Origin of the sequence: Streptomyces sp. NBC_00344 (assembly GCF_036088315.1) — a bacterium.
In the GTDB taxonomy this organism is placed as follows: domain Bacteria; phylum Actinomycetota; class Actinomycetes; order Streptomycetales; family Streptomycetaceae; genus Streptomyces.
Window position 1 is genome coordinate 2386850 of sequence record NZ_CP107996.1, and the last position, 18898, is coordinate 2405747.

Genomic DNA, 18898 nt, shown 5'->3' on the forward strand with positions numbered 1-18898 from the left:
ATGAGAGCCGCTGTATTCCACGGCAGGCGCGACGTACGGGTCCAGGAGTGGCCCGACCCCCCGGCCCCCGGGCCCGGGGAGATCCAGCTCGCCGTGGTACGCGCGGGCATCTGCGGTACGGACGTCGAGGAGTTCGCCTCCGGACCGCACCTCATCCCGTTCGCCGGGCCGCACTTCGCGAGCGGTCACCAGGGCCCGCTGGTCATCGGCCACGAGATGGTCGGCGAGGTCATCGCGACCGGCCCCGGTGTCGACGCCTTCACACCGGGCGACCTGGTCGTCCCGGGCTCCGGGGTCTCGTGCGGGAACTGCCGCTGGTGTGCTCGGGGGCGGACAAACGTCTGCGCGCGGTACTACACGCTCGGGCTGCATGTGGACGGCGGTCTCGCCGAGCGGGTCAACGTCCCGGCCGGCATCAGCCGTTCTGCGGGCGGGCTCACCCCTGACGTCGCCATCATGGCGCAGCCGCTCGCCGTGGCGCTGCGGGCGGTACGCGGTATCGCTCCCGAACCGGACAGGACCGTCGTGGTGATCGGCCTGGGCGGCATCGGGTCGCTCGCGGTCGCCGCCTGCGCGGCCCGGGGAGTGGAGACGATCGGTGTCGACGTCTCGGCCGCCCGGCTGGAGACGGGGCGCCGCGCCGGCGCGGGGCTGCTGATCGACGCCTCGCGCGAGGACGCCGCCACCGCGATCCGGGCGGCAACGGCCGGTCACGGCGCGGACGTGGTGATCGAGGCCTCGGGGGTGACCGCCGGACTTGCGACCGCGATGAACTCGGTCTGCCGGGGCGGGCACGTCCGCCTGGTCGGCCTCCACCGCGACCCCTCGCCACTCGACCTGACCCGGCTGGTCCTGGAGGAGATCACGCTCGACACCTCGAAGGTCCACGTCTGCGACCGGGACCTCCCCGAGGCCCTGGCCCTGCTCACCGCGCACCCGGAGATCGCCACGACGGCGCTCGACGAGGTCATCACCCTGGACAGGCTCGTCCCGGACGGCCTCGAACGCGTCGAGCGGGGGGACGCCACCGGCAAGATCGTCGTACGCCCCTAGCCGGGAACAGCGGTACGGGGCAGGGACGCACACGGTGCCCTGCCCCGTACCGCTTGCCGCGCAAGGCGGTGCCGGGCCACGCGCGCGGCCCGGGGCCCCACCGCGTGCCCGCCGCTCAGCCCGGCCGGGTTCCGAGCAGTTCGTCGGCGACCGACGTGCGCGCGTACAGCACGGAGCGGCCGGCGCGGTGCGCGCTGACGAGTCCGGCGTCGCGCATCGCGGTGAGGAACTGGGAGACCCCTGCCGGCGAGATGCCGGTGCGCCGGGCCAGTTCGGTGGTCGAGGCGGGCGCTTGGAGCTCGGTGAGCAGCAGGGTGCGCGAGCGGCCGAGCACGGCGGAGACCGCCTCGGACCGGGAAGGAGCGGGCCGCTCCCACAGGACGCCCACGCCGCGCGAAGGATAGGCCAGTTGCAGCGGCTCCGGATCCCGTACCACCGTCAGCACGCCCGGCCCGGCGAAGACCGAGGGGATGAGAAGGAGCCCCGCCCCCTTCGTCGCGCGGTGGAGCGTCTCCGGCCGGCGGACGAGCCGCAGCGTGTTGTCGTCCCAGCTCACCTTGGCGTGCAGCCCGTTGAAGAGGGCACCCGCGCCGTACTCGGCGACCTGGCGCGCGCGGTGGAAGATGTCGGCGTCGAGGACGGTGCGCATCCGCTGCCAGTACGGCGCGAGCGCGATCTCCCAGTACCTCTCGATCTCCGCCGTGAGTTCGACCAGTTGGCCCCCCGGGTCGGCGTGCAGAGACCGTATACGCGATGCGGGCCTGCCCAGGTGCCGCCCCAGGTGGTCCAGGTCCCGGCGCACCTCGGCGGCCGCCGAGCCCCGCACCGCGTCCAGCTCCTCGCGCAGCGAGGGGGCGTGGCCGGCCGGGACGGGGTTGAGGAAGTCCGCGAGGTAGCCGCTCGGCGGGATGAGCGCGGCAAGCCAGCCACGATCCAGTTCGGCCGCCGCGAGGCGGGGGCGCACCTGCTCGACCCACGGGAGATGAACGGCGGCCGGGCGGGCGGAGCGCAGCAGCCGATAGCTCGTCACGACCTCCCACATGGGCGAGATCGAGAACCGCATGCGCGCCAGGTCGCTCGCCGAGAACTCCATTTCCGCCAGGGCGAATCCCCCCACCATTCAGTCATCGCTGAATCATTTGCCGGGCCCCCGAGAGCCGCACATCATGCGGACATGTTCTCTTCGTACAAGGGCCTGCCACGCACCGCCTGGGTCATCTTCAGCGGGACGATCGTGAACCGCCTGGGCTTCATGGTAGTGCCCTTTTTGGTCTACTACCTAGGGTCACGAGGCGTCAGCACATCTCAAGTCACCTATGTGCTCGGCTGTTTGGGAATCGGTACACTCGTGGGCCCGCTGCTCAGCGGACTGCTCGCGGACCACTGGGGCCGTCGCTCGACCATGGTCACCGGGCTGGTGGGCACGGCCGTCTCGCACGGTCTGCTCTTCGCGGCGCCCAACCTGGTGACGCTCGCGCTCGCGGCCGCCGTCCTCAGCGTCTGCGGCACCATGGTCAGCCCCTCCGCCAACGCGCTCCTCGCCGAGTCCGTCGGCGCGGAACGCCGTCGCAACGCCTTCTCGCTCGTCTACTGGGCGGTCAACATCGGCAGCGCCGGGGCCGGCATCCTCGGCGGCTTCCTCGCCGCGCACGGCTACTGGCTGCTCTTCGTGATCGACGGAAGCAGCTCCCTCGCCTTCGCCCTCATCGCCGCGCGCCTGCTCCCCGCCGGCAAGCGATCCGCGCCCCCCGCGACAGGCCAGGGCGGCGGCTACGGAGTGGTCCTGCGCGACCCGCTGATGCGCGCGCTGCTCCCCCTCTTCGGCATCACCCTCGCCATCTACTCCCTGACCGAGGCGGGCCTGCCGCTCGCGATCCGCGACGATGGCCTCTCGCCCAAGGTCCTCGGTCTGATGGCCACGCTCAATGCGGTCCTGGTCGTCATCCTTCAGCCCATCGCCACCACGGTCCTCGCCAAGGTCCGGCCGCTCGTCGTCTACGTCTTCGCGGCCGGACTCATCGCACTCGGCGTCGCGCTCACCGGCCTCGCCGACGACGTGTGGACCTACGGCGCCACCGTCGCGGTGTGGTCGCTCGGCGAGGCGGCCATCGGCGGCATCCACTCGGCGACGATCCAGAGCATCGCGCCCGAACACGCCCGAGGCCGCTACCAGGGTGCCTTCCAGTGGCTGTGGGGCTCATCGCGCTTCGTCGCCCTGACCGTGGGGACCGCCGTCTACGCCCACGCGGGAGCCGCCGTCCTGTGGGGGTTCTGCGCGGTGGCCGGTCTCGTCGCCCCGCTGGGGGTTCTCGCGCTGGGCCCGGCCATCGAGCGGCGTGCGGCCGAGGCGGAGAAGAAGGAGGAGGAGCCGGAGGAGGAGGCCGTGCTGTCGGCCGAGTAGGTACGCGCACCACCCCATCCCGGCGCCGCCCGTACCGCCACCCCTGGCTCACCGGCTCATCGCGCCGCTCGGCACCGAGGCCGGGTCGCACCAGCGCAAGGACGGCAGACTGACCGCCGGGCAGCGCGATCCACGGGGAACCCAGCCGCTCCCCCGCCGCGCCGGACTCATTCGGCGGGCTGCTAAATCCGCGCGGACCGCAAAGGCCACCCAACCCGCTCCGGCGCAGGTCGGACGGTCGTTCGCCGGACGTATCGGACGTTGAAGCGGAACTCCACCACAACCCGTCCGACCTGCGGAAAGCCAACGATGCACAGGCTCGACCCACAGCCATCGAAGCACTCGCCGGCACGGCGTGCGGCGGTCCCAGCTCAGTCGGCGGTGCCGGGCTCCACGACCCACTCGGCTTGCAGCCCACTCACCGAGGCGATCATGTCGAAGTCGCCGTCGTAATGCAGGACCGTGGCCCGATGCCGCTCGGCGGTTGCCGCGATGAGGACGTCGGCCAGCGACAGCGCCCGGTGAAAGCCAGCGTTCAGGGCCAGGGCCTGGATCTCGAGTGCCCGCTCGAACTCCTCGTCATCGCAGGGCAGGTAGTCGAATCCACGAAGCAGGGTACGCAGTCGCAGCGCCTCGGGCTTTCCGCGCGCCGAGTACAGAACCTCATACTCAGTCGGGGCGCACACCGCGAGGAGCCCGTCGCGGTCCAGCGCATCCAGCCGCATCCGCACTGCCGGTTTGCCCCGGCGGGCCAGCGCGGACTTATCGACGAGATAGTGCCCCTTCACGCCGCCGAGGCCCCGCCATCGCGCTTCAGCGAGCCGTCCGGATTCCGCGGCCCCGTCTGCGAGCGGATCTCCGCGAACGCGTCATCAAACTCACCATCGTCAATGGCATCGAACAGCTCCCGGCGCAGCCGCAGCCTCACCCCCTCCTCCATGGCCGCCCGCACTGCGGCGGCCTTCGTCTTCGCCCCGTACACCCGCATCGCCTGCTCGACGATCTCCTCGTCCAGATCGATCACAGTCCTGGCCATCAGTTAGTCCCTCCGGAGCCCGACATCCCAACGACGATATCATTCTAGGCACAGAAATGACATCAGGATGCTGGAGCGCCTCGACGACACCTCGATCAGGGCGGGAGCACGGCCAGAGACCGATCACCATCTGAAGCGTTCAGGTGACGAGGGGTCAGCCATCCCAGCACGGGAAAAACATAGGGTCCGACCCCGAAGAGTCGGACCCTATCTGACCTGCATGTTTGCTAGATCAGCGGCGTGGCGATACGTCAGCCGCTACACGTTGAAGCGGAACTCCACCACGTCGCCGTCCTGCATGACGTACTCCTTGCCCTCCATACGGGCCTTGCCCTTCGCGCGCGCCTCGGCGACCGAGCCCATCTCGATGAGGTCGGCGAACGAGATCACCTCGGCCTTGATGAAGCCCTTCTGGAAGTCGGTGTGGATCACACCGGCGGCCTCGGGGGCCGTCGCGCCCTTCTTGATCGTCCAGGCGCGGGACTCCTTGGGGCCTGCCGTGAGATACGTCTGCAGGCCCAGCGTGGTGAAGCCGACCCGGCCGAGAGTGGCGAGACCCGGCTCCTCCTGGCCCATGGACTGGAGGAGTTCCAGTGCCTCGTCGTCGTCGAGCTCGATCAGCTCGGACTCGATCTTCGCGTTGAGGAAGATCGCCTCGGCGGGGGCGACCAGCGCGCGCTGCTCGTCCTTGAATGCCTCGTCGACCAGTTCGTCCTCGTCGACGTTGAAGACGTACAGGAAGGGCTTGGTGGTGAGGAGGTGCAGCTCGTGCAGGAGGCGGCCCTTCTCGGTGCCGGCGGTGATCCCGGCGGCGAAGAGGGTCGTGCCGGCCTCGAGGATCTTCTGGGCCTCCTCGACGGCGGCGAGGACGGCGACCTTCTCCTTCTGGAGACGGGACTCCTTCGCCAGGCGCGGGACCGCCTTCTCCACGGACTGGAGGTCGGCCAGGATGAGCTCGGTGTTGATGGTCTCGATGTCGTCCTTGGGCGAGACCTTGCCGTCGACATGGACGACGTTCTCGTCCTTGAAGGCGCGGATGACCTGGCAGATCGCGTCGGATTCCCGGATGTTCGCGAGGAACTTGTTGCCCAGGCCCTCACCCTCCGATGCGCCGCGCACGATGCCCGCGATGTCGACGAAATCGACCGTGGCCGGGATGATCTTCTGCGAGGCGAAGACCTCGGCGAGCTTCGCCAGGCGTGTGTCGGGGACACCGACGACGCCGACGTTCGGCTCGATGGTGGCGAACGGGTAGTTGGCCGCCAGCACGTCGTTCTTGGTCAGGGCGTTGAACAGGGTCGACTTACCGACATTCGGCAGACCGACGATTCCGATCGTGAGCGACACGTTGGCGACTTCCCGTAGCGAGAGCTGATGTACCCGGCCCGGAGGTGGGCCGATCCACCAGTTTACGGGCGTGTCGCGGGGGTCTCGGCGTCCCGGCGGATCGAACGCATCGGCAAGCTCGGCCAAAGCGCGTGTCCAACGCCTGATTCCTCCCACCTTGCGACCTAACGTGGTCGAGTGGAGCAGCAACCGAGGATCCGCGCCTCTCGGCCCGAAGGGCCCCCCGAGCACAGAATCACGGCGACAGTCCCGGCGACCGTGTACCGGGCATCCGCGTCCCGGGGCAGGCGCGAGGCGCCGGTGGTGCTCGCGCTGCGCCGGATGCCGAACCCGCGGCTGACGGGTCTGGGCGGCGGGATCTTCTCCGCAGCCGTGATGTTCATGATCGGTTGCCTGGACAGTCTGCTGTTCGATGGCGGACCACTGATGTACGGACTGCTGTTCCTGCCGGTCGGTGCGCTGACCGCGCTCTGGGTGCGTCCGGCGGATCTGGTGACGGCGCCGATCAGTGCGCCGATCGCCTTCGCCTTCGGTGCCCTGCCGATCACGGACAGCGGTGGATTCGGCGGGCGCCTGATGGCCCTGATCACCACACTCGCGCTGAATGCGGGCTGGCTGTACGGCGGGACCCTGGTCGCCGGGGTGATCGCGACCGTCCGGAAGGTACGCCAGATCCGGCGGCGCTACCGCTGATCCGCCGGGCAGGCCCCGGGGGATCAGCGGTGCGGCGGCCGGGCCGCGCCCCCGCCGCGGTGCTCAGCGGCTTGAGGCCGCCATGGCAGCGCCCACGATGCCCGCGTTGTTCTGCAGCTGGGCCGGGACGATCTCGGCGTCGATCTTCTCGATGAGGGGAAGGAACTTCTCGGCCTTGCGGCTCACGCCGCCACCGATGATGAAGAGCTCGGGCGAGAACAGCATCTCCACATGGGCCAGGTATTTCTGCACCCGGTGGGCCCAGTGGTGCCAGCTCAGGTCCTCGTCCTCCTTGGCCTTGGTCGACGCGCGCTTCTCCGCGTCGTGGCCGTGCAGTTCGAGGTGGCCCAGCTCGGTGTTGGGCACGAGGTTGCCGGCGTGGAAGACCGCGGAGCCGATTCCGGTGCCGAACGTCAGCAGGATGACGGTGCCCTTGCGGTCACGGCCCGCCCCGAAGGTCATCTCCGCGATACCCGCCGCGTCACCGTCGTTGAGCACGGTGACGGGAAGGCTCAGCCGGTCTCCGATCAGGGTCGCCGCGTCGACGCCCACCCAGCTCTTGTCGACATTGGCCGCGGTACGGACCGTACCGTCCGTGACGACACCGGGGAAGGTGATGCCCACCGGGCCCGACCAGTCGAAGTTCCGGACGACCTCGACCACACCGTCGGCCACCCCGTCGGGTGTGGCCGGATGCGGGGTCAGGACTTTGTGGCGCTCCTGCGCCAGGTCTCCGCGGTCCAGGTCAACGGGAGCACCCTTGATCCCGGATCCGCCGATATCCACACCGAAGATCTGCATGGACCCAACGTTACGACGTGCAGCGGACCGTTACGTGCCGGACGCCTCTCTTGCCCGCAGCACGGTGTCACTCCCGCACGCCGGCACGGAGTCGCTCCTGTCCCGAGCCCCGTGCCGCCACCCGCCGGAGCGGGAGCCGTGGACCGTCCGGCGGCCCGCCGGACGTGTCCGTCAGCTGCCCGACAGGTCCGCCGCCTCGGCGCGCAGGTCCCGGCGGAGCTCCTTCGGCAGCGAGAAGGTGATCGATTCCTCGGCCGCCTTCACGATCTCCACGTCGCCGAAGCCGCGTGCGGCCAGCCACTCCAGGACTCCGTCGACCAGGATCTCCGGGACGGAGGCGCCCGATGTGACACCCACGGTGGTGACGCCCTCGAGCCATGCCTCGTCGAGTTCGTCGGCGAAGTCGACGAGGTGGGAGGTCCGGGCGCCGGCACCGAGGGCGACCTCGACCAGCCGCACCGAGTTCGACGAGTTCTTGGATCCGACGACGATGACCAGATCGGCGTCGGCACCCATCTGCTTGACGGCAGTCTGGCGGTTCTGGGTCGCGTAGCAGATGTCGTCGCTCGGCGGCGAGATCAGCCCGGGGAATTTGGTCTTCAGTGCGTCGACCGTCTCCATCGTCTCGTCGACCGAGAGGGTGGTCTGGGAGAGCCAGACGACCTTCGACTCGTCCCGGACAGTGACGTTGGCGACGTCGTCGGGTCCGTCGACGAGCGTGATGTGCTCCGGCGCCTCACCACTCGTACCGACGACCTCCTCATGGCCCTCGTGGCCGATCAGCAGGATGTCGTAGTCGTCCTTCGCGTAGCGGACGGCTTCCTTGTGGACCTTGGTGACCAGCGGGCAGGTGGCGTCGATGGTCGCCAGTCCGCGCTGGGCGGCCTCGTCGTGGACGACGGGCGCGACACCGTGTGCCGAGAACACCACGATGGAGCCTTCGGGCACCTCCTGTGTCTCGTCGACGAAGATCGCGCCCTTCTTCTCCAGGGTCTGCACGACGTACTTGTTGTGGACGATCTCCTTGCGCACGTAGACGGGCGCACCGTACTGCTCCAGGGCCTTCTCGACAGCGATCACGGCACGGTCCACGCCTGCGCAGTACCCACGGGGAGCGGCGAGCAGGACACGGCGGGCGCCGTCGCGGCGCGCAGCGTCCCCGCTCGGGGTGTCGGCGGGTGAGGGGCTGGACGTTGCAGTCATGCCGTCCATCGTAAGGCCGTGTCCGAAGGGCCGGGGGGCCGCCTTGCGGGAGACTGACGCCATGACTACGGACAGTGGTGGGGCGGGCAGCTCGGCAGCGGCGCCGGCGCTTCGGCGGAATCTCGGTTTCCGGGACCTCGTGGTCTACGGGCTGCTCTTCATCGCTCCGATGGCCCCGGTCGGGATCTTCGGCACCCTCGACGCCAAGTCGCACGGGGCTGTCGCCCTGGTCTATGTCGCCGCCACCGTCGCGATGGCGTTCACCGCATTCAGCTACGCGCAGATGGTGCGGGTGGTGCCCCGCGCCGGTTCGGTGTTCTCCTACGCGACCAAGGGCCTCGGCCCCGGGCCCGGTTTCATCGCCGGCTGGATGGCGATGCTCGACTATCTGCTGATCCCGGCGGTCGCCTATCTCTTCTCGGGAATCGCGATGAACGCGCTGGTTCCTTCGGTGTCGCGGTGGGTGTGGACGGCCATCGCCGTGGTGGTGACCACCCTGCTGAATCTCTGGGGGGTGAAGGCTGCCGCCCGGGTGGGTTTCGCGGTGCTGGCCCTTGAGATCGTGGCACTCGGGGTGTTCGTGGTGGCGGCGGTGGTGGTTCTGGTCCGGGACGGGGCGCAGCGCGGCTGGCTCTCGCCGTTCACCGGCGATGCGGGGTTCTCCGCGGGCGCGGTGCTGGGGGCGGTGTCCGTGGCTGTCCTCTCCTACCTGGGCTTCGACGCGATCGCGTCGTTCGCGGAGGAGGTCACCGGGGGGTCCGCGCGGGTGGCGCGTGCGGTGCTGTTCTGTCTGGTGCTCGCGGGTGCGCTGTTCATCGTGCAGTCGTATCTGGCGGCAGTGCTCGAACCGATGTCGTCGGCGCAGCTGGCCGCCGATCCGGTCGCTCAGGGCTCGGCCTTCTACGACACGGTCGACTCGGCGGCGGGCAGCTGGCTGCACGACCTGGTGGCGTCGAGCAAGGCGCTCGGTGCGGCCTTCGCCGCGCTGGCCGGACAGGCGGCAGCCGGCCGGCTGCTCTTCGCGATGGGAAGGGACCGGCGGCTGCCACGGCTGCTCTCCAAGGTGGACGGCTCCTCCGGGGTGCCGCGGCCGGCGCTGCTGCTGGCCGCGGTGGTGACGCTGCTGGCCGCGGTGTGGGCGGCCCGGCGGGACGACGGCCTCGACCGGCTGGTGTCGGTGGTCGACATCGGGGCACTCACCGCCTTCCTTCTGCTGCACGCATCGGTGGTGGGCTGGTTCGCGGTACGGAAGGGCGAAGGAGCACCGGTCTGGTGGCGGCATGTGCTCATGCCGGTGCTGGGCGCGGCGGTGACTGTCGCGGTGATCGTGAAGGCCACCGCCGTGGCGCAGTGGGCCGGTCTGATCTGGCTGGCCGCCGGGCTGGTGGTGGTCGGCGTGCAGGGGGCCCGTCGTGACGGCCGCGATGTCGGTGGCACCCCGTAGCCTGCCTGCATGGCTCTGAATACGAGTGCGGATGCGCCGCTGCCGGTCGGCGAGGTGTCACGGCTCATCGGGGGGTGGATCGACCGGCTCGGTGCGGTGTGGGTCGAGGGTCAGATCACACAGCTCTCGCGCCGGCCGGGTGCCGGGGTGGTCTTTCTGACGCTCCGCGACCCCTCGTACGACATCTCGCTGTCGGTGACCTGCTTCCGGCAGGTCTTCGACGCGGTCGCCGACGTGGTGTCGGAGGGGGCGCGGGTCGTCGTCCGTGCCAAGCCGGAGTGGTATGCGCCGCGCGGGCAGCTGTCGCTGCGCGCTGTGGAGATACGGCCCGTGGGCATCGGTGAACTGCTCGTCCGTCTTGAGCAGTTGAAGAAGTCGCTGGCCGGGGAGGGACTGTTCGCGCCGGACCGCAAGAGGCCGGTGCCGTTTCTGCCCCAGCTGATCGGTCTGGTGACCGGCCGGGCGTCGGCGGCCGAGCGTGACGTGCTGGAGAACGCCCGTCGGCGCTGGCCCGCGGTGCGCTTCGAGGTGCGGAACGTGGCGGTTCAGGGGGTGCGTGCGGTGGCGCAGGTGGTCGACGCGGTGCAGGAGCTCGACCGGCTGCCGGACGTGGACGTGATCATCGTGGCCCGCGGCGGCGGCAGCGTGGAGGATCTGCTGCCGTTCTCCGACGAGCAGCTGATCCGGGCGGTGGCAGCGTGCGGTACACCCGTGGTGTCGGCCATCGGGCACGAGCCGGATTCACCTCTGCTCGATCTGGTCGCGGACGTCCGGGCATCCACACCGACGGACGCGGCGAAGAAGGTCGTCCCGGACGTCGGCGAGGAGCTGGACCGGGTGAGGCTGCTGCGTGACCGTTCGCTGCGGACGCTCCAGGGGCTGCTCGACCGGGAGCAGCGCGGGCTGGCCGCCGCGCTGGCCAGGCCTTCGATGGAGCGGCCGCAGCTGATGGTGGAGGAACGCCGGGAAGCCGTCGACGCGCTGGTCGAGCGGAGCCGGCGCACTCTGCGCCATCTGCTGGACCGCGCGGACTCGGAGCTCTCGCACACCCGGGCGCGGGTGATCGCGTTGTCCCCGGCGGCCACGCTTGAGCGCGGGTACGCGGTGCTCCAGCGAGCGGACGGGGCGGTGGTGCGGTCCCCCGGCGAGGTGTCGGACGGTGAGCCGCTGCGGGCCCGGGTTTCCGGCGGGGAGCTGCACCTGACGGTCGTACCGGGGGAACAGGACTAGCCGGATGAGGCGGAATCAGGGTGGATGAGATGGCCAAGGCAAAGCCGGAGGAGACAGCTCCGGGGTACGAGCAGGCGCGGGACGAACTGATCGACGTCGTACGGCGGCTGGAGGCGGGCGGGACGACGCTGGAGGAGTCCCTGGCGCTGTGGGAGCGCGGCGAGGAGCTGGCGAAGGTGTGCCGGGGGTGGCTCGAGGGTGCGCGGGCACGGCTGGACGCGGCCCTCGCGGGGACGGACGCCGAGGAGGAGTGAGGGGACGCCCGCCGCCGGACATCCCGGTCCCGGTGAGCGGGGGCGTTCCCCACTGGACACGCGCTGCCGGCCGGCCGCGAGGCGGCCCGTTCTGCGGGGGTGCGTTGTGAGGCCCGTCACCACGGGCACGATTTAGTTGAAACTTAATACATCACGGTCGTAGAGTCGGGCCGTCGCTTGATCCACTGCATGCCCGGAAGGTACGAAAGATGTCGCTCGTTCTCGACCCCGCCGCCCAGGACCTCCTCTTCCGCGAGGCTCGCACCGCCAACACCTTCACGGAGGAGCCGGTCACCGAAGAGCAGGTGCAGGCGATCTACGACCTGGTCAAGTTCGGGCCGACCGCCTTCAACCAGTCGCCGCTCCGGGTCACCCTGGTCCGCTCCCCCGAGGCCCGTGAGCGCCTGGTGCCGCTGATGGCCGAGGGCAACCGGCCGAAGACCGCCACCGCGCCGCTGGTCGCGATCCTCTCCGCGGACAATGAGTTCCACGAGGAACTTCCGCAGCTGCTCCCGCACTTCCCGCAGGCCAAGGACGTCTTCTTCTCCGAGCGCCCGGCCCGCGAGCAGGCCGCCGCGCTGAACGCCGCGCTGCAGGCCGGCTACTTCATCGTCGGCGTCCGCGCCGCCGGACTGGCCGCAGGTCCGATGACCGGCTTCGACTTCGGCGCCGTCCAGAAGGAGTTCCTGGACGACGACCACACCCCGCTGATGATCGTCAACATCGGCAAGCCGGGCGACGACGCCTGGTTCCCGCGCAGCCCGCGCCTCGGCTTCGACGAGGTCGTCACCACGGTCTGAGCACCGCAGGCACAGCCCGCACCAACCGGAAGGCCGCCGCTCCCCCGGGAGCGGCGGCCTTTTGTCGTGCCCCCGTTCAGGACTACGGCGCCGCCGGCTGCGGCCCGGCCTGCAGCGCCGACGCCATCGTGGCCAGCTGCCCGTACGGGGCGGTACCCGTCACCACCGTCGTGGAGCCCTTGTCCCTGCGCACCAGGGCGTCGTACTTCGGGCCCTTCCAGCGCTGCCAGGTCTCCCCGTCCACCTGCTGCGTCCGGGACGTCCTGGCCGCGTCCTCGGTGACGTCGGCGACGAACCGATCCGACTGCCCGCTGGACTGCTCCACCGCGACGTACTCCCCCTCCGGGTCCAGGAACCCGAGGTGCCAGGCGTTGCCGGCCTGTCCGTCGTACGAGACCGACGTCGGCTTCCACTTGCCCGGGAGCCCGACCGGCGCCTGGACCGGATACGGTGCCGCACGCCGCGCGGTGAGCAGCTCGACGCGGTAGTCGACCGCCTTCATCGGTTCCGAACTGCCGCCGTGCGGCACGAACACATAGATGCATGCGACGACGGCGCCGATGACGACCATCGACTGCACCAGTCCCCGCACCGTCTGCTTGCCTCGAGTAGCTGCCACTCCCCCATGTTCTCAGGTGCCCCTCATGCTCATCCGTGGGGCCCACTGCTCATTCTGTCGACCTGACGATAGGATCGGAAGAACCCTCTACATACGGCCGTCGTCGTATCAGAAAGGTGCGTGCCGATGACCGAGCATCACCTCCCCTCGCCGCTCGAGGTCTCTCCCGAGGCCCCCGACCGCAACCTCGCCCTGGAACTCGTCCGGGTGACCGAGGCCGCCGCTATGGCCGCAGGCCGCTGGGTGGGACGCGGTGACAAGATCGGCGCGGACGGCGCCGCGGTCAACGCGATGCGCACGCTCGTCTCCACCGTCTCGATGAACGGCATCGTCGTCATCGGCGAGGGCGAGAAGGACGAAGCCCCGATGCTCTTCAACGGGGAGCACATCGGTGACGGCACCGGCGCCGAGGTCGACATCGCCGTCGACCCGATCGACGGCACCACGCTCAACGCCAAGGGCATGCCCAACGCCATCGCCGTACTGGCGGCGGCCGACCGAGGCTCCATGTTCGACCCGTCCGCGGTCTTCTACATGGACAAACTGGTCACCGGACCGGAGGCCGCCGACTTCGTCGACATCAACGCCCCGGTCTCCGTCAACATCCGGCGGGTCGCCAAGGCGAAGCACTCCTCGCCCGAGGACGTGACGGTCGTCATCCTCGACCGCCCCCGTCACGAGGGCATCGTCAAGGAGATCCGGGAGACCGGCGCACGGATCAAGTTCATCTCCGACGGCGATGTGGCCGGCTCCATCATGGCCGTCCGGGAAGGCACCGGCGTCGATCTGCTGATGGGCATCGGCGGTACGCCCGAGGGCATCATCAGCGCCTGCGCGATCAAGTGCCTCGGCGGCACCATCCAGGGCAAGCTCTGGCCGAAGGACGACGCTGAGCGGCAGCGCGCGATCGACGCGGGCCACGACCTGGACCGGGTGCTCTCCACGACCGATCTGGTCAGCGGCGACAACGTGTTCTTCGTCGCCACCGGCATCACCGACGGCGAGCTGCTGCGCGGTGTGCGCTACCGGGCCGAGACCGCGACGACGCAGTCCCTCGTCATGCGTTCCAAGTCCGGCACGATCCGTCAGATCGACTCGACGCACCGCCTTTCGAAGCTGCGCGCCTACAGCGCGGTGGACTTCGACCGCGCCAAGTAGCGCCGGTCACCGCAGGCAGACCCGTACGGCCGATGGCGTCCGTACGCAGGAGAAGGGGTGCCCCCCGCGTGCGGCCGGGAGCACCCCTTCTCCGCGTGTTCAGCCCGCCTGGGCCATCGGATCCGGGACCGCGCTCCTGAGCTCGGCCTCGCGCCGCCTGCGCCGGGCGAGCACCACTCGGCGCTCGGCCGCGGTCAGCCCGCCCCACACGCCGTAGGGCTCGGGCTGCAGCAGTGCGTGCTCCCGGCATTCGACCATCACCGGACAGCGGGCGCAGACCCGCTTCGCGGCCTCCTCACGGGCGAGCCGAGCGGCGGTCGGCTCCTTCGAGGGGGCGAAGAAGAGTCCCGCCTCGTCCCGGCGGCACACCGCCTCAGAATGCCAAGGCCCTGCCTCGTCCTCCCGAGGACCGCGCTGCGCCGGAACGGCAGCTACCTGCAAGGACTGATGCGGCGGATGCAGCACGGTCTACTCCTGACGACGGCTTCGCGAGCGAGAGACGATGCAGGGCTCCCTACCCGCTGTGCGCGCGCCTATGCACTGAGTTCCGAAGCACGCACAATTCCGGTGCCGCCGTAAAGACCGCGGCGAACCGTCGCCGGACGGCCTTCAGGACAGGTGTTTGCGCAGCTTGTCCTGGATGCGGTCGTGGAGGTCGGCGATCAGCTTCCCGCGCTTCGGCCTGGCCTCGATGCTGCCGAACACCGCGCTTCCGTTGACCACGACGACCGGCGCCTGCGGATTCTCCGACTCCAGCGTGACCACCCCGAACGTACCGAAGATTCCGGTGCCGCTGCCGCGGAGCGTGATGTTCTCGGGGACACGGATGTCGACGCTGCCGAAGATCGCGGTGGCGTTGATGACCGTGAGCCGCTGCTCGAACAGCGCCTCGGTGAGATCGATCTCCACGCTGCCGAAGAGCGAGAACGCGTTGGTCCTCCGGCCGATCCGCCACCGGCCCTTGCGCGTGGAACTGGAGAAGATCGCCACCAGGTTCTCAGCCGTCACCGGGGTGTCCGGGTCGTCCGCGGCCGGTGCGTACACGCCCGCCGCGGGCTCCCGGCGGGCACCGGCCGCCGGCAGGTCCTGGACCAGCGGCTCCAGCTCGGCGAGGGTCTTGGCCCGGTAGACCGACTCGATCCGCTCCGCATGCTCGTCGGAGTCCAGGCGGCCCTCGGCCAGGGCATCCCTGAGGATGTCCGCGATCCGGTCGCGGTCGGCGTCGGAAGCGCGGATACCGACGGGCGGCGGCGGTTGCTGGGGGTGCTTTTCGAGGTCCACCGGCCCAGCGTACCCAAACGCGATAGATCGCGACTAGCAGGATGCCGAAGAACTTGGCCGCGCGCCCGGCCGGCCCCCTGGCGTCCTGCCGGAACGCGTCCGGCACACGGTCACAGGAATCGCCGGAGGGCCATCACGGGGGTCGCAGCGGAATTCCGCCGGGCACGCCGCCCGGCGGGCCCGGCCGCGAACTGAGCCCTACCTCACAACCGCCGCGTCTCCCGGGGGTTCTACGCTGGTGGACGCTGTGCCAATGGAGGCCAGCCCGCGTCTGCCGAGTGAGGAATGGCCGTCATGCCAGAGTTTGCGTACTCCGATCTGCTCCCTGTGGGAGCGGACACCACGCCGTACCGGCTGGTGACAGCCGAGGGCGTCTCCACCTTCGAGGCCGACGGGCGTACGTTCCTCAAGGTCGAGCCCGAGGCGCTGCGCACGCTCGCCGCCGAGGCCATGCACGACATCTCGCACTACCTGCGTCCGGCCCACCTCACCCAGCTGCGGAAGATCGTCGACGACCCCGAGGCGTCGTCGAACGACAAGTTCGTCGCGCTGGACCTGCTGAAGAACGCCAACATCGCGGCCGCCGGTGTGCTCCCCATGTGCCAGGACACCGGCACGGCGATCGTCATGGGCAAGCGCGGCCAGAACGTGCTCACGTCGGGCGGCGACGAGGAGGCCCTGTCGCACGGCATCTTCGACGCGTACACCAAGCTCAATCTGCGCTACTCGCAGATGGCTCCGCTCACCATGTGGGAGGAGAAGAACACCGGCTCGAACCTGCCCGCGCAGATCGAGCTGTACGCCACCGACGGCGGCGCGTACAAGTTCCTCTTCATGGCCAAGGGCGGCGGCTCGGCCAACAAGTCGTTCCTCTACCAGGAGACCAAGGCCGTCCTCAACGAGGCGTCCATGATGAAGTTCCTCGAGGAGAAGATCCGTTCGCTCGGCACGGCCGCGTGCCCGCCTTATCACCTGGCCATCACGGTGGGCGGCACCTCGGCCGAGTTCGCGCTGAAGACCGCGAAGTACGCCTCCGCGCACTACCTCGACGAGCTTCCGACCGAAGGTTCCCCGACCGGGCACGGCTTCCGCGACACGGATCTCGAGCAGAAGGTCTTCGAACTGACACAGAAGATCGGCATCGGCGCGCAGTTCGGCGGCAAGTACTTCTGCCACGACGTGCGGGTGGTCCGGCTGCCGCGGCACGGCGCGTCGCTGCCCGTCGCCATCGCCGTCTCCTGCTCGGCCGACCGCCAGGCCGTCGCGAAGATCACCGCGGAGGGTGTCTTCCTCGAACAGCTGGAGACCGACCCGGCGCGCTTCCTCCCCGACACCACCGACGCGCATCTGGACGCCGGGGGCGACGTCGTCGAGATCGACCTCAACCGCCCGATGGACGACGTTCTCGCCGAGCTGACCAAGTACCCGGTCAAGACCCGTCTCTCGCTCACCGGCCCCCTGGTCGTGGCCCGCGACATCGCCCACGCCAAGATCAAGGAGCGGCTGGACGCAGGCGAGGAGATGCCGCAGTACCTGAAGGACCACCCGGTCTACTACGCGGGCCCGGCCAAGACCCCGGAGGGTTACGCCTCGGGTTCGTTCGGCCCGACCACCGCAGGGCGGATGGACTCCTACGTGGCGCAGTTCCAGGCCTCGGGCGGCTCCAAGGTGATGCTGGCCAAGGGCAACCGCTCGCAGCAGGTCACCGATGCCTGCGGTGCGCACGGCGGCTTCTACCTCGGCTCGATCGGCGGCCCCGCCGCCCGTCTCGCCCAGGACTGCATCAAGAAGGTCGAGGTGCTGGAGTACGAGGAGCTCGGCATGGAGGCCGTCTGGAAGATCGAGGTGGAGGACTTCCCCGCGTTCATCGTCGTCGACGACAAGGGCAACGACTTCTTCCAGGCCCCGGCCGAGTCGCCGACCATCCTGAACATCCCGGTACGCGCGCCCGGCCAGGCATAGGCCCTGTCTGAGCAGTCCGGACCCGCGACACCCAGCCGGTGCCGCGCTCCCGGGCGGAGGACCCGCACCGCCGCACGCCGGATGTGTGATCTTCCGCCCGGGACCGGGAACACCCTCCTTCAGGACGTTGCTGTCCGATGAGGAGGTACGACGATGACTGAGCGGTACCGGACCGAGCACGACTCCATGGGCGAGGTGCGCGTCCCGGCGGACGCCAAGTGGCGTGCCCAGACGCAGCGCGCGGTGGAGAACTTCCCCGTCTCCGGCCAGCGGCTGGAGCGGGCACACATCGAGGCACTGGCCCGGATCAAGGCCGCGGCCGCCAAGGTCAACGCCGAGCTCGGGGTCATCGACAAGGACATCGCGCAGGCGGTCCAGGAGGCGGCCGGCGAGGTCGCGGACGGCCGCTGGGACGCGGAGTTCCCCGTCGACGTGTTCCAGACCGGGTCAGGCACGTCCTCCAACATGAACATGAACGAGGTCGTCGCCACTCTCGCCACCGAGCGGCTCGGCCGCGACGTGCACCCCAACGACCATGTCAACGCCTCGCAGTCGTCGAACGACGTCTTCCCTTCGTCGATCCACATCGCGGCGACGGCGGCGGTGACCGCCGATCTCATTCCGGCCCTGGACCATCTCGCGGCCTCACTCGAGCGCAAGGCCGAGGAGTTCGCCGGGGTGGTCAAGTCCGGTCGTACGCACCTGATGGACGCGACACCGGTGACCCTGGGCCAGGAGTTCGGAGGCTACGCCGCACAGATCCGCTACGGCGTCGAAAGGCTCCGGGCCTCCCTCCCCCGCCTCGCCGAACTCCCGCTCGGCGGTACGGCGGTGGGCACCGGGATCAACACCCCGCCGGGCTTCTCGGCCGCGGTCATCGAGGAGGTGGCCCGGGCGACCGGGCTGCCGCTGACCGAGGCCCGTAACCACTTCGAGGCGCAGAGCGCGAGGGACGGCATCGTCGAGACCTCCGGCCAGCTCAGGACCATCGGCGCCGGTCTCACCAAGATTTCCAACGATCTCCGGTGGATGGCGTCCGGCCCCAGGACCGGTCTTGCCGAGATCTCCCTGCCGGATCTGCAGCCGGGTTCCTCGATCATGCCGGGCAAGGTCAATCCGGTGATCCCGGAGGCGGTACTGATGGTGGCCGCTCAGGTCACCGGCAACGACGCGACGGTGGCCGCGGCCGGCGCCGCGGGCAACTTCGAGCTCAATGTGATGCTGCCGGTGATCGCCAAGAACGTGCTGGAGTCGGTGCGCCTGCTCGCGAACGTCTCCCGGCTGCTGGCCGACCGCACGGTCGACGGCATCATCGCCCACGTCGAGCGGGCCCGGGAGTACGCGGAGTCCTCGCCCTCGGTCGTCACGCCGCTGAACAAGTACATCGGGTACGAGGAGGCCGCGAAGGTGGCGAAGCGCGCCATCGCCGAGCGGAAGACGATCCGGGAGGCCGTGGTCGAGGGAGGTTATGTGGCCCGGGGTGACCTCACGGAGGCCCAACTCGACGCGGCGCTCGACGTGCTGGGGATGACCCGGCCGTAGCGGGCGGGCGCCCCCGGTGGAGGTTCCGGCGGCCGGCCGGTGACGCGGATCGCTGCGGAACCCGGCCGGTGCTC

Annotated in this window: 19 protein-coding genes; 10 read left to right on the forward strand and 9 right to left on the reverse strand. The window is 69.9% G+C overall.

Annotated elements, in window-relative coordinates:
* Positions 1–1053, forward strand: a complete 1053-nt coding sequence (locus OHS16_RS10635) for a zinc-dependent alcohol dehydrogenase (RefSeq protein ID WP_328536938.1) — start codon at positions 1–3, stop codon at positions 1051–1053.
* A 115-nt stretch (positions 1054–1168) separates the two neighbouring features.
* On the opposite strand, the gene OHS16_RS10640 is transcribed toward OHS16_RS10635, so the two are convergent.
* Complete coding sequence (locus tag OHS16_RS10640; protein WP_328540794.1) at positions 1169–2146, reverse strand: ArsR/SmtB family transcription factor; 978 nt, start codon at positions 2144–2146, stop codon at positions 1169–1171.
* A gap of 81 nt (positions 2147–2227) precedes the next feature.
* On the opposite strand from OHS16_RS10640, the gene OHS16_RS10645 reads away from it, so the two are divergent.
* Positions 2228–3454, forward strand: coding sequence for an MFS transporter (locus OHS16_RS10645; protein WP_328536939.1), 1227 nt, complete (start codon positions 2228–2230; stop codon positions 3452–3454).
* 371 nt (positions 3455–3825) lie between these two features.
* Here the strand turns inward: OHS16_RS10645 and OHS16_RS10650 are convergent, their stop codons facing one another.
* From OHS16_RS10650 to ychF, 3 genes are all read right to left on the reverse strand, one after another.
* Positions 3826–4242 carry a PIN domain nuclease gene (locus tag OHS16_RS10650; RefSeq protein WP_328536940.1) on the reverse strand — a complete coding sequence of 139 codons (417 nt, stop codon included), beginning with the start codon at positions 4240–4242 and terminating at the stop codon, positions 3826–3828.
* Positions 4239–4490 carry a type II toxin-antitoxin system VapB family antitoxin gene (locus OHS16_RS10655; RefSeq protein ID WP_328536941.1) on the reverse strand — a complete coding sequence of 84 codons (252 nt, stop codon included), beginning with the start codon at positions 4488–4490 and terminating at the stop codon, positions 4239–4241. Before OHS16_RS10655 ends, OHS16_RS10650 begins: the two co-directional genes overlap by 4 nt.
* Before the next feature lie 258 nt (positions 4491–4748).
* Positions 4749–5837 (reverse strand): redox-regulated ATPase YchF, encoded by a 1089-nt coding sequence (ychF, locus tag OHS16_RS10660; protein ID WP_328536942.1) that lies wholly within the window; start codon positions 5835–5837, stop codon positions 4749–4751.
* Between the two features lie 177 nt (positions 5838–6014).
* Between ychF and OHS16_RS10665 the strand changes: the two genes are divergently transcribed.
* The gene (locus tag OHS16_RS10665) at positions 6015–6530 is read left to right on the forward strand and encodes a DUF6542 domain-containing protein (RefSeq protein ID WP_443042591.1); all 516 of its coding nucleotides are present in this window, start codon (positions 6015–6017) and stop codon (positions 6528–6530) included.
* 63 nt (positions 6531–6593) lie between these two features.
* Here the strand turns inward: OHS16_RS10665 and ppgK are convergent, their stop codons facing one another.
* Positions 6594–7331, reverse strand: a complete 738-nt coding sequence (gene ppgK / locus OHS16_RS10670) for a polyphosphate--glucose phosphotransferase (RefSeq protein WP_328536943.1) — start codon at positions 7329–7331, stop codon at positions 6594–6596.
* A 171-nt stretch (positions 7332–7502) separates the two neighbouring features.
* A complete protein-coding gene (locus tag OHS16_RS10675) occupies positions 7503–8534 on the reverse strand; it encodes a 4-hydroxy-3-methylbut-2-enyl diphosphate reductase (protein ID WP_328536944.1) in 1032 nt (343 codons plus the stop codon).
* A 61-nt stretch (positions 8535–8595) separates the two neighbouring features.
* On the opposite strand from OHS16_RS10675, the gene OHS16_RS10680 reads away from it, so the two are divergent.
* The 4 genes from OHS16_RS10680 to OHS16_RS10695 all read left to right on the forward strand — a co-directional run bounded on the left by OHS16_RS10680 (position 8596) and on the right by OHS16_RS10695 (position 12262).
* The gene (locus OHS16_RS10680; RefSeq protein ID WP_328536945.1) at positions 8596–9978 is read left to right on the forward strand and encodes an APC family permease; all 1383 of its coding nucleotides are present in this window, start codon (positions 8596–8598) and stop codon (positions 9976–9978) included.
* Between the two features lie 9 nt (positions 9979–9987).
* Positions 9988–11208 (forward strand): exodeoxyribonuclease VII large subunit, encoded by a 1221-nt coding sequence (gene xseA / locus OHS16_RS10685; protein WP_328536946.1) that lies wholly within the window; start codon positions 9988–9990, stop codon positions 11206–11208.
* A 29-nt stretch (positions 11209–11237) separates the two neighbouring features.
* Entirely contained in the window at positions 11238–11462 is a 225-nt protein-coding gene (locus OHS16_RS10690; protein ID WP_328536947.1) for an exodeoxyribonuclease VII small subunit, read from the forward strand.
* Positions 11463–11671: 209 nt separating this feature from the next.
* Positions 11672–12262, forward strand: a complete 591-nt coding sequence (locus tag OHS16_RS10695; protein WP_328536948.1) for a malonic semialdehyde reductase — start codon at positions 11672–11674, stop codon at positions 12260–12262.
* Positions 12263–12344: 82 nt separating this feature from the next.
* On the opposite strand, the gene OHS16_RS10700 is transcribed toward OHS16_RS10695, so the two are convergent.
* Positions 12345–12881, reverse strand: coding sequence for a DUF4245 domain-containing protein (locus OHS16_RS10700; RefSeq protein ID WP_328536949.1), 537 nt, complete (start codon positions 12879–12881; stop codon positions 12345–12347).
* Between the two features lie 126 nt (positions 12882–13007).
* Here OHS16_RS10700 and glpX point away from each other — a divergent pair, with 126 nt between their 5' ends.
* Positions 13008–14039, forward strand: a complete 1032-nt coding sequence (glpX, locus tag OHS16_RS10705) for a class II fructose-bisphosphatase (RefSeq protein ID WP_328536950.1) — start codon at positions 13008–13010, stop codon at positions 14037–14039.
* 99 nt (positions 14040–14138) lie between these two features.
* On the opposite strand, the gene OHS16_RS10710 is transcribed toward glpX, so the two are convergent.
* Both OHS16_RS10710 and OHS16_RS10715 read right to left on the reverse strand, forming a co-directional pair.
* Positions 14139–14504: a WhiB family transcriptional regulator gene (locus tag OHS16_RS10710; protein WP_328536951.1), complete on the reverse strand. Its 366-nt coding sequence runs from the start codon at positions 14502–14504 to the stop codon at positions 14139–14141.
* Between the two features lie 144 nt (positions 14505–14648).
* On the reverse strand, positions 14649–15320 hold the full coding sequence (locus OHS16_RS10715; RefSeq protein ID WP_328536952.1) for a DUF1707 SHOCT-like domain-containing protein: 672 nt from the start codon (positions 15318–15320) through the stop codon (positions 14649–14651).
* A gap of 294 nt (positions 15321–15614) precedes the next feature.
* On the opposite strand from OHS16_RS10715, the gene OHS16_RS10720 reads away from it, so the two are divergent.
* Together OHS16_RS10720 and OHS16_RS10725 are read left to right on the forward strand one after the other, a co-directional pair.
* Positions 15615–17282, forward strand: a complete 1668-nt coding sequence (locus OHS16_RS10720; protein ID WP_328536953.1) for a fumarate hydratase — start codon at positions 15615–15617, stop codon at positions 17280–17282.
* 153 nt (positions 17283–17435) lie between these two features.
* Positions 17436–18824, forward strand: a complete 1389-nt coding sequence (locus OHS16_RS10725; protein ID WP_328536954.1) for a class II fumarate hydratase — start codon at positions 17436–17438, stop codon at positions 18822–18824.
* Positions 18825–18898 lie beyond the last annotated feature (74 nt).

Bases quoted from the DNA above. Each gene is read 5' to 3' on its own strand.
- OHS16_RS10635 (WP_328536938.1), top strand. From the start codon at position 1: ATGAGAGCCGCTGTATTCCACGGCAGGCGCGACGTACGGGTCCAGGAG.
- OHS16_RS10640 (WP_328540794.1), bottom strand. From the start codon at position 2,146: ATGGAGTTCTCGGCGAGCGACCTGGCGCGCATGCGGTTCTCGATCTCG.
- OHS16_RS10645 (WP_328536939.1), top strand. From the start codon at position 2,228: ATGTTCTCTTCGTACAAGGGCCTGCCACGCACCGCCTGGGTCATCTTC.
- OHS16_RS10655 (WP_328536941.1), bottom strand. From the start codon at position 4,490: ATGGCCAGGACTGTGATCGATCTGGACGAGGAGATCGTCGAGCAGGCG.
- ppgK (WP_328536943.1), bottom strand. From the start codon at position 7,331: ATGCAGATCTTCGGTGTGGATATCGGCGGATCCGGGATCAAGGGTGCT.
- OHS16_RS10675 (WP_328536944.1), bottom strand. From the start codon at position 8,534: ATGACTGCAACGTCCAGCCCCTCACCCGCCGACACCCCGAGCGGGGAC.
- OHS16_RS10680 (WP_328536945.1), top strand. From the start codon at position 8,596: ATGACTACGGACAGTGGTGGGGCGGGCAGCTCGGCAGCGGCGCCGGCG.
- xseA (WP_328536946.1), top strand. From the start codon at position 9,988: ATGGCTCTGAATACGAGTGCGGATGCGCCGCTGCCGGTCGGCGAGGTG.
- OHS16_RS10690 (WP_328536947.1), top strand. From the start codon at position 11,238: ATGGCCAAGGCAAAGCCGGAGGAGACAGCTCCGGGGTACGAGCAGGCG.
- OHS16_RS10695 (WP_328536948.1), top strand. From the start codon at position 11,672: ATGTCGCTCGTTCTCGACCCCGCCGCCCAGGACCTCCTCTTCCGCGAG.
- glpX (WP_328536950.1), top strand. From the start codon at position 13,008: ATGACCGAGCATCACCTCCCCTCGCCGCTCGAGGTCTCTCCCGAGGCC.
- OHS16_RS10720 (WP_328536953.1), top strand. From the start codon at position 15,615: ATGCCAGAGTTTGCGTACTCCGATCTGCTCCCTGTGGGAGCGGACACC.
- OHS16_RS10725 (WP_328536954.1), top strand. From the start codon at position 17,436: ATGACTGAGCGGTACCGGACCGAGCACGACTCCATGGGCGAGGTGCGC.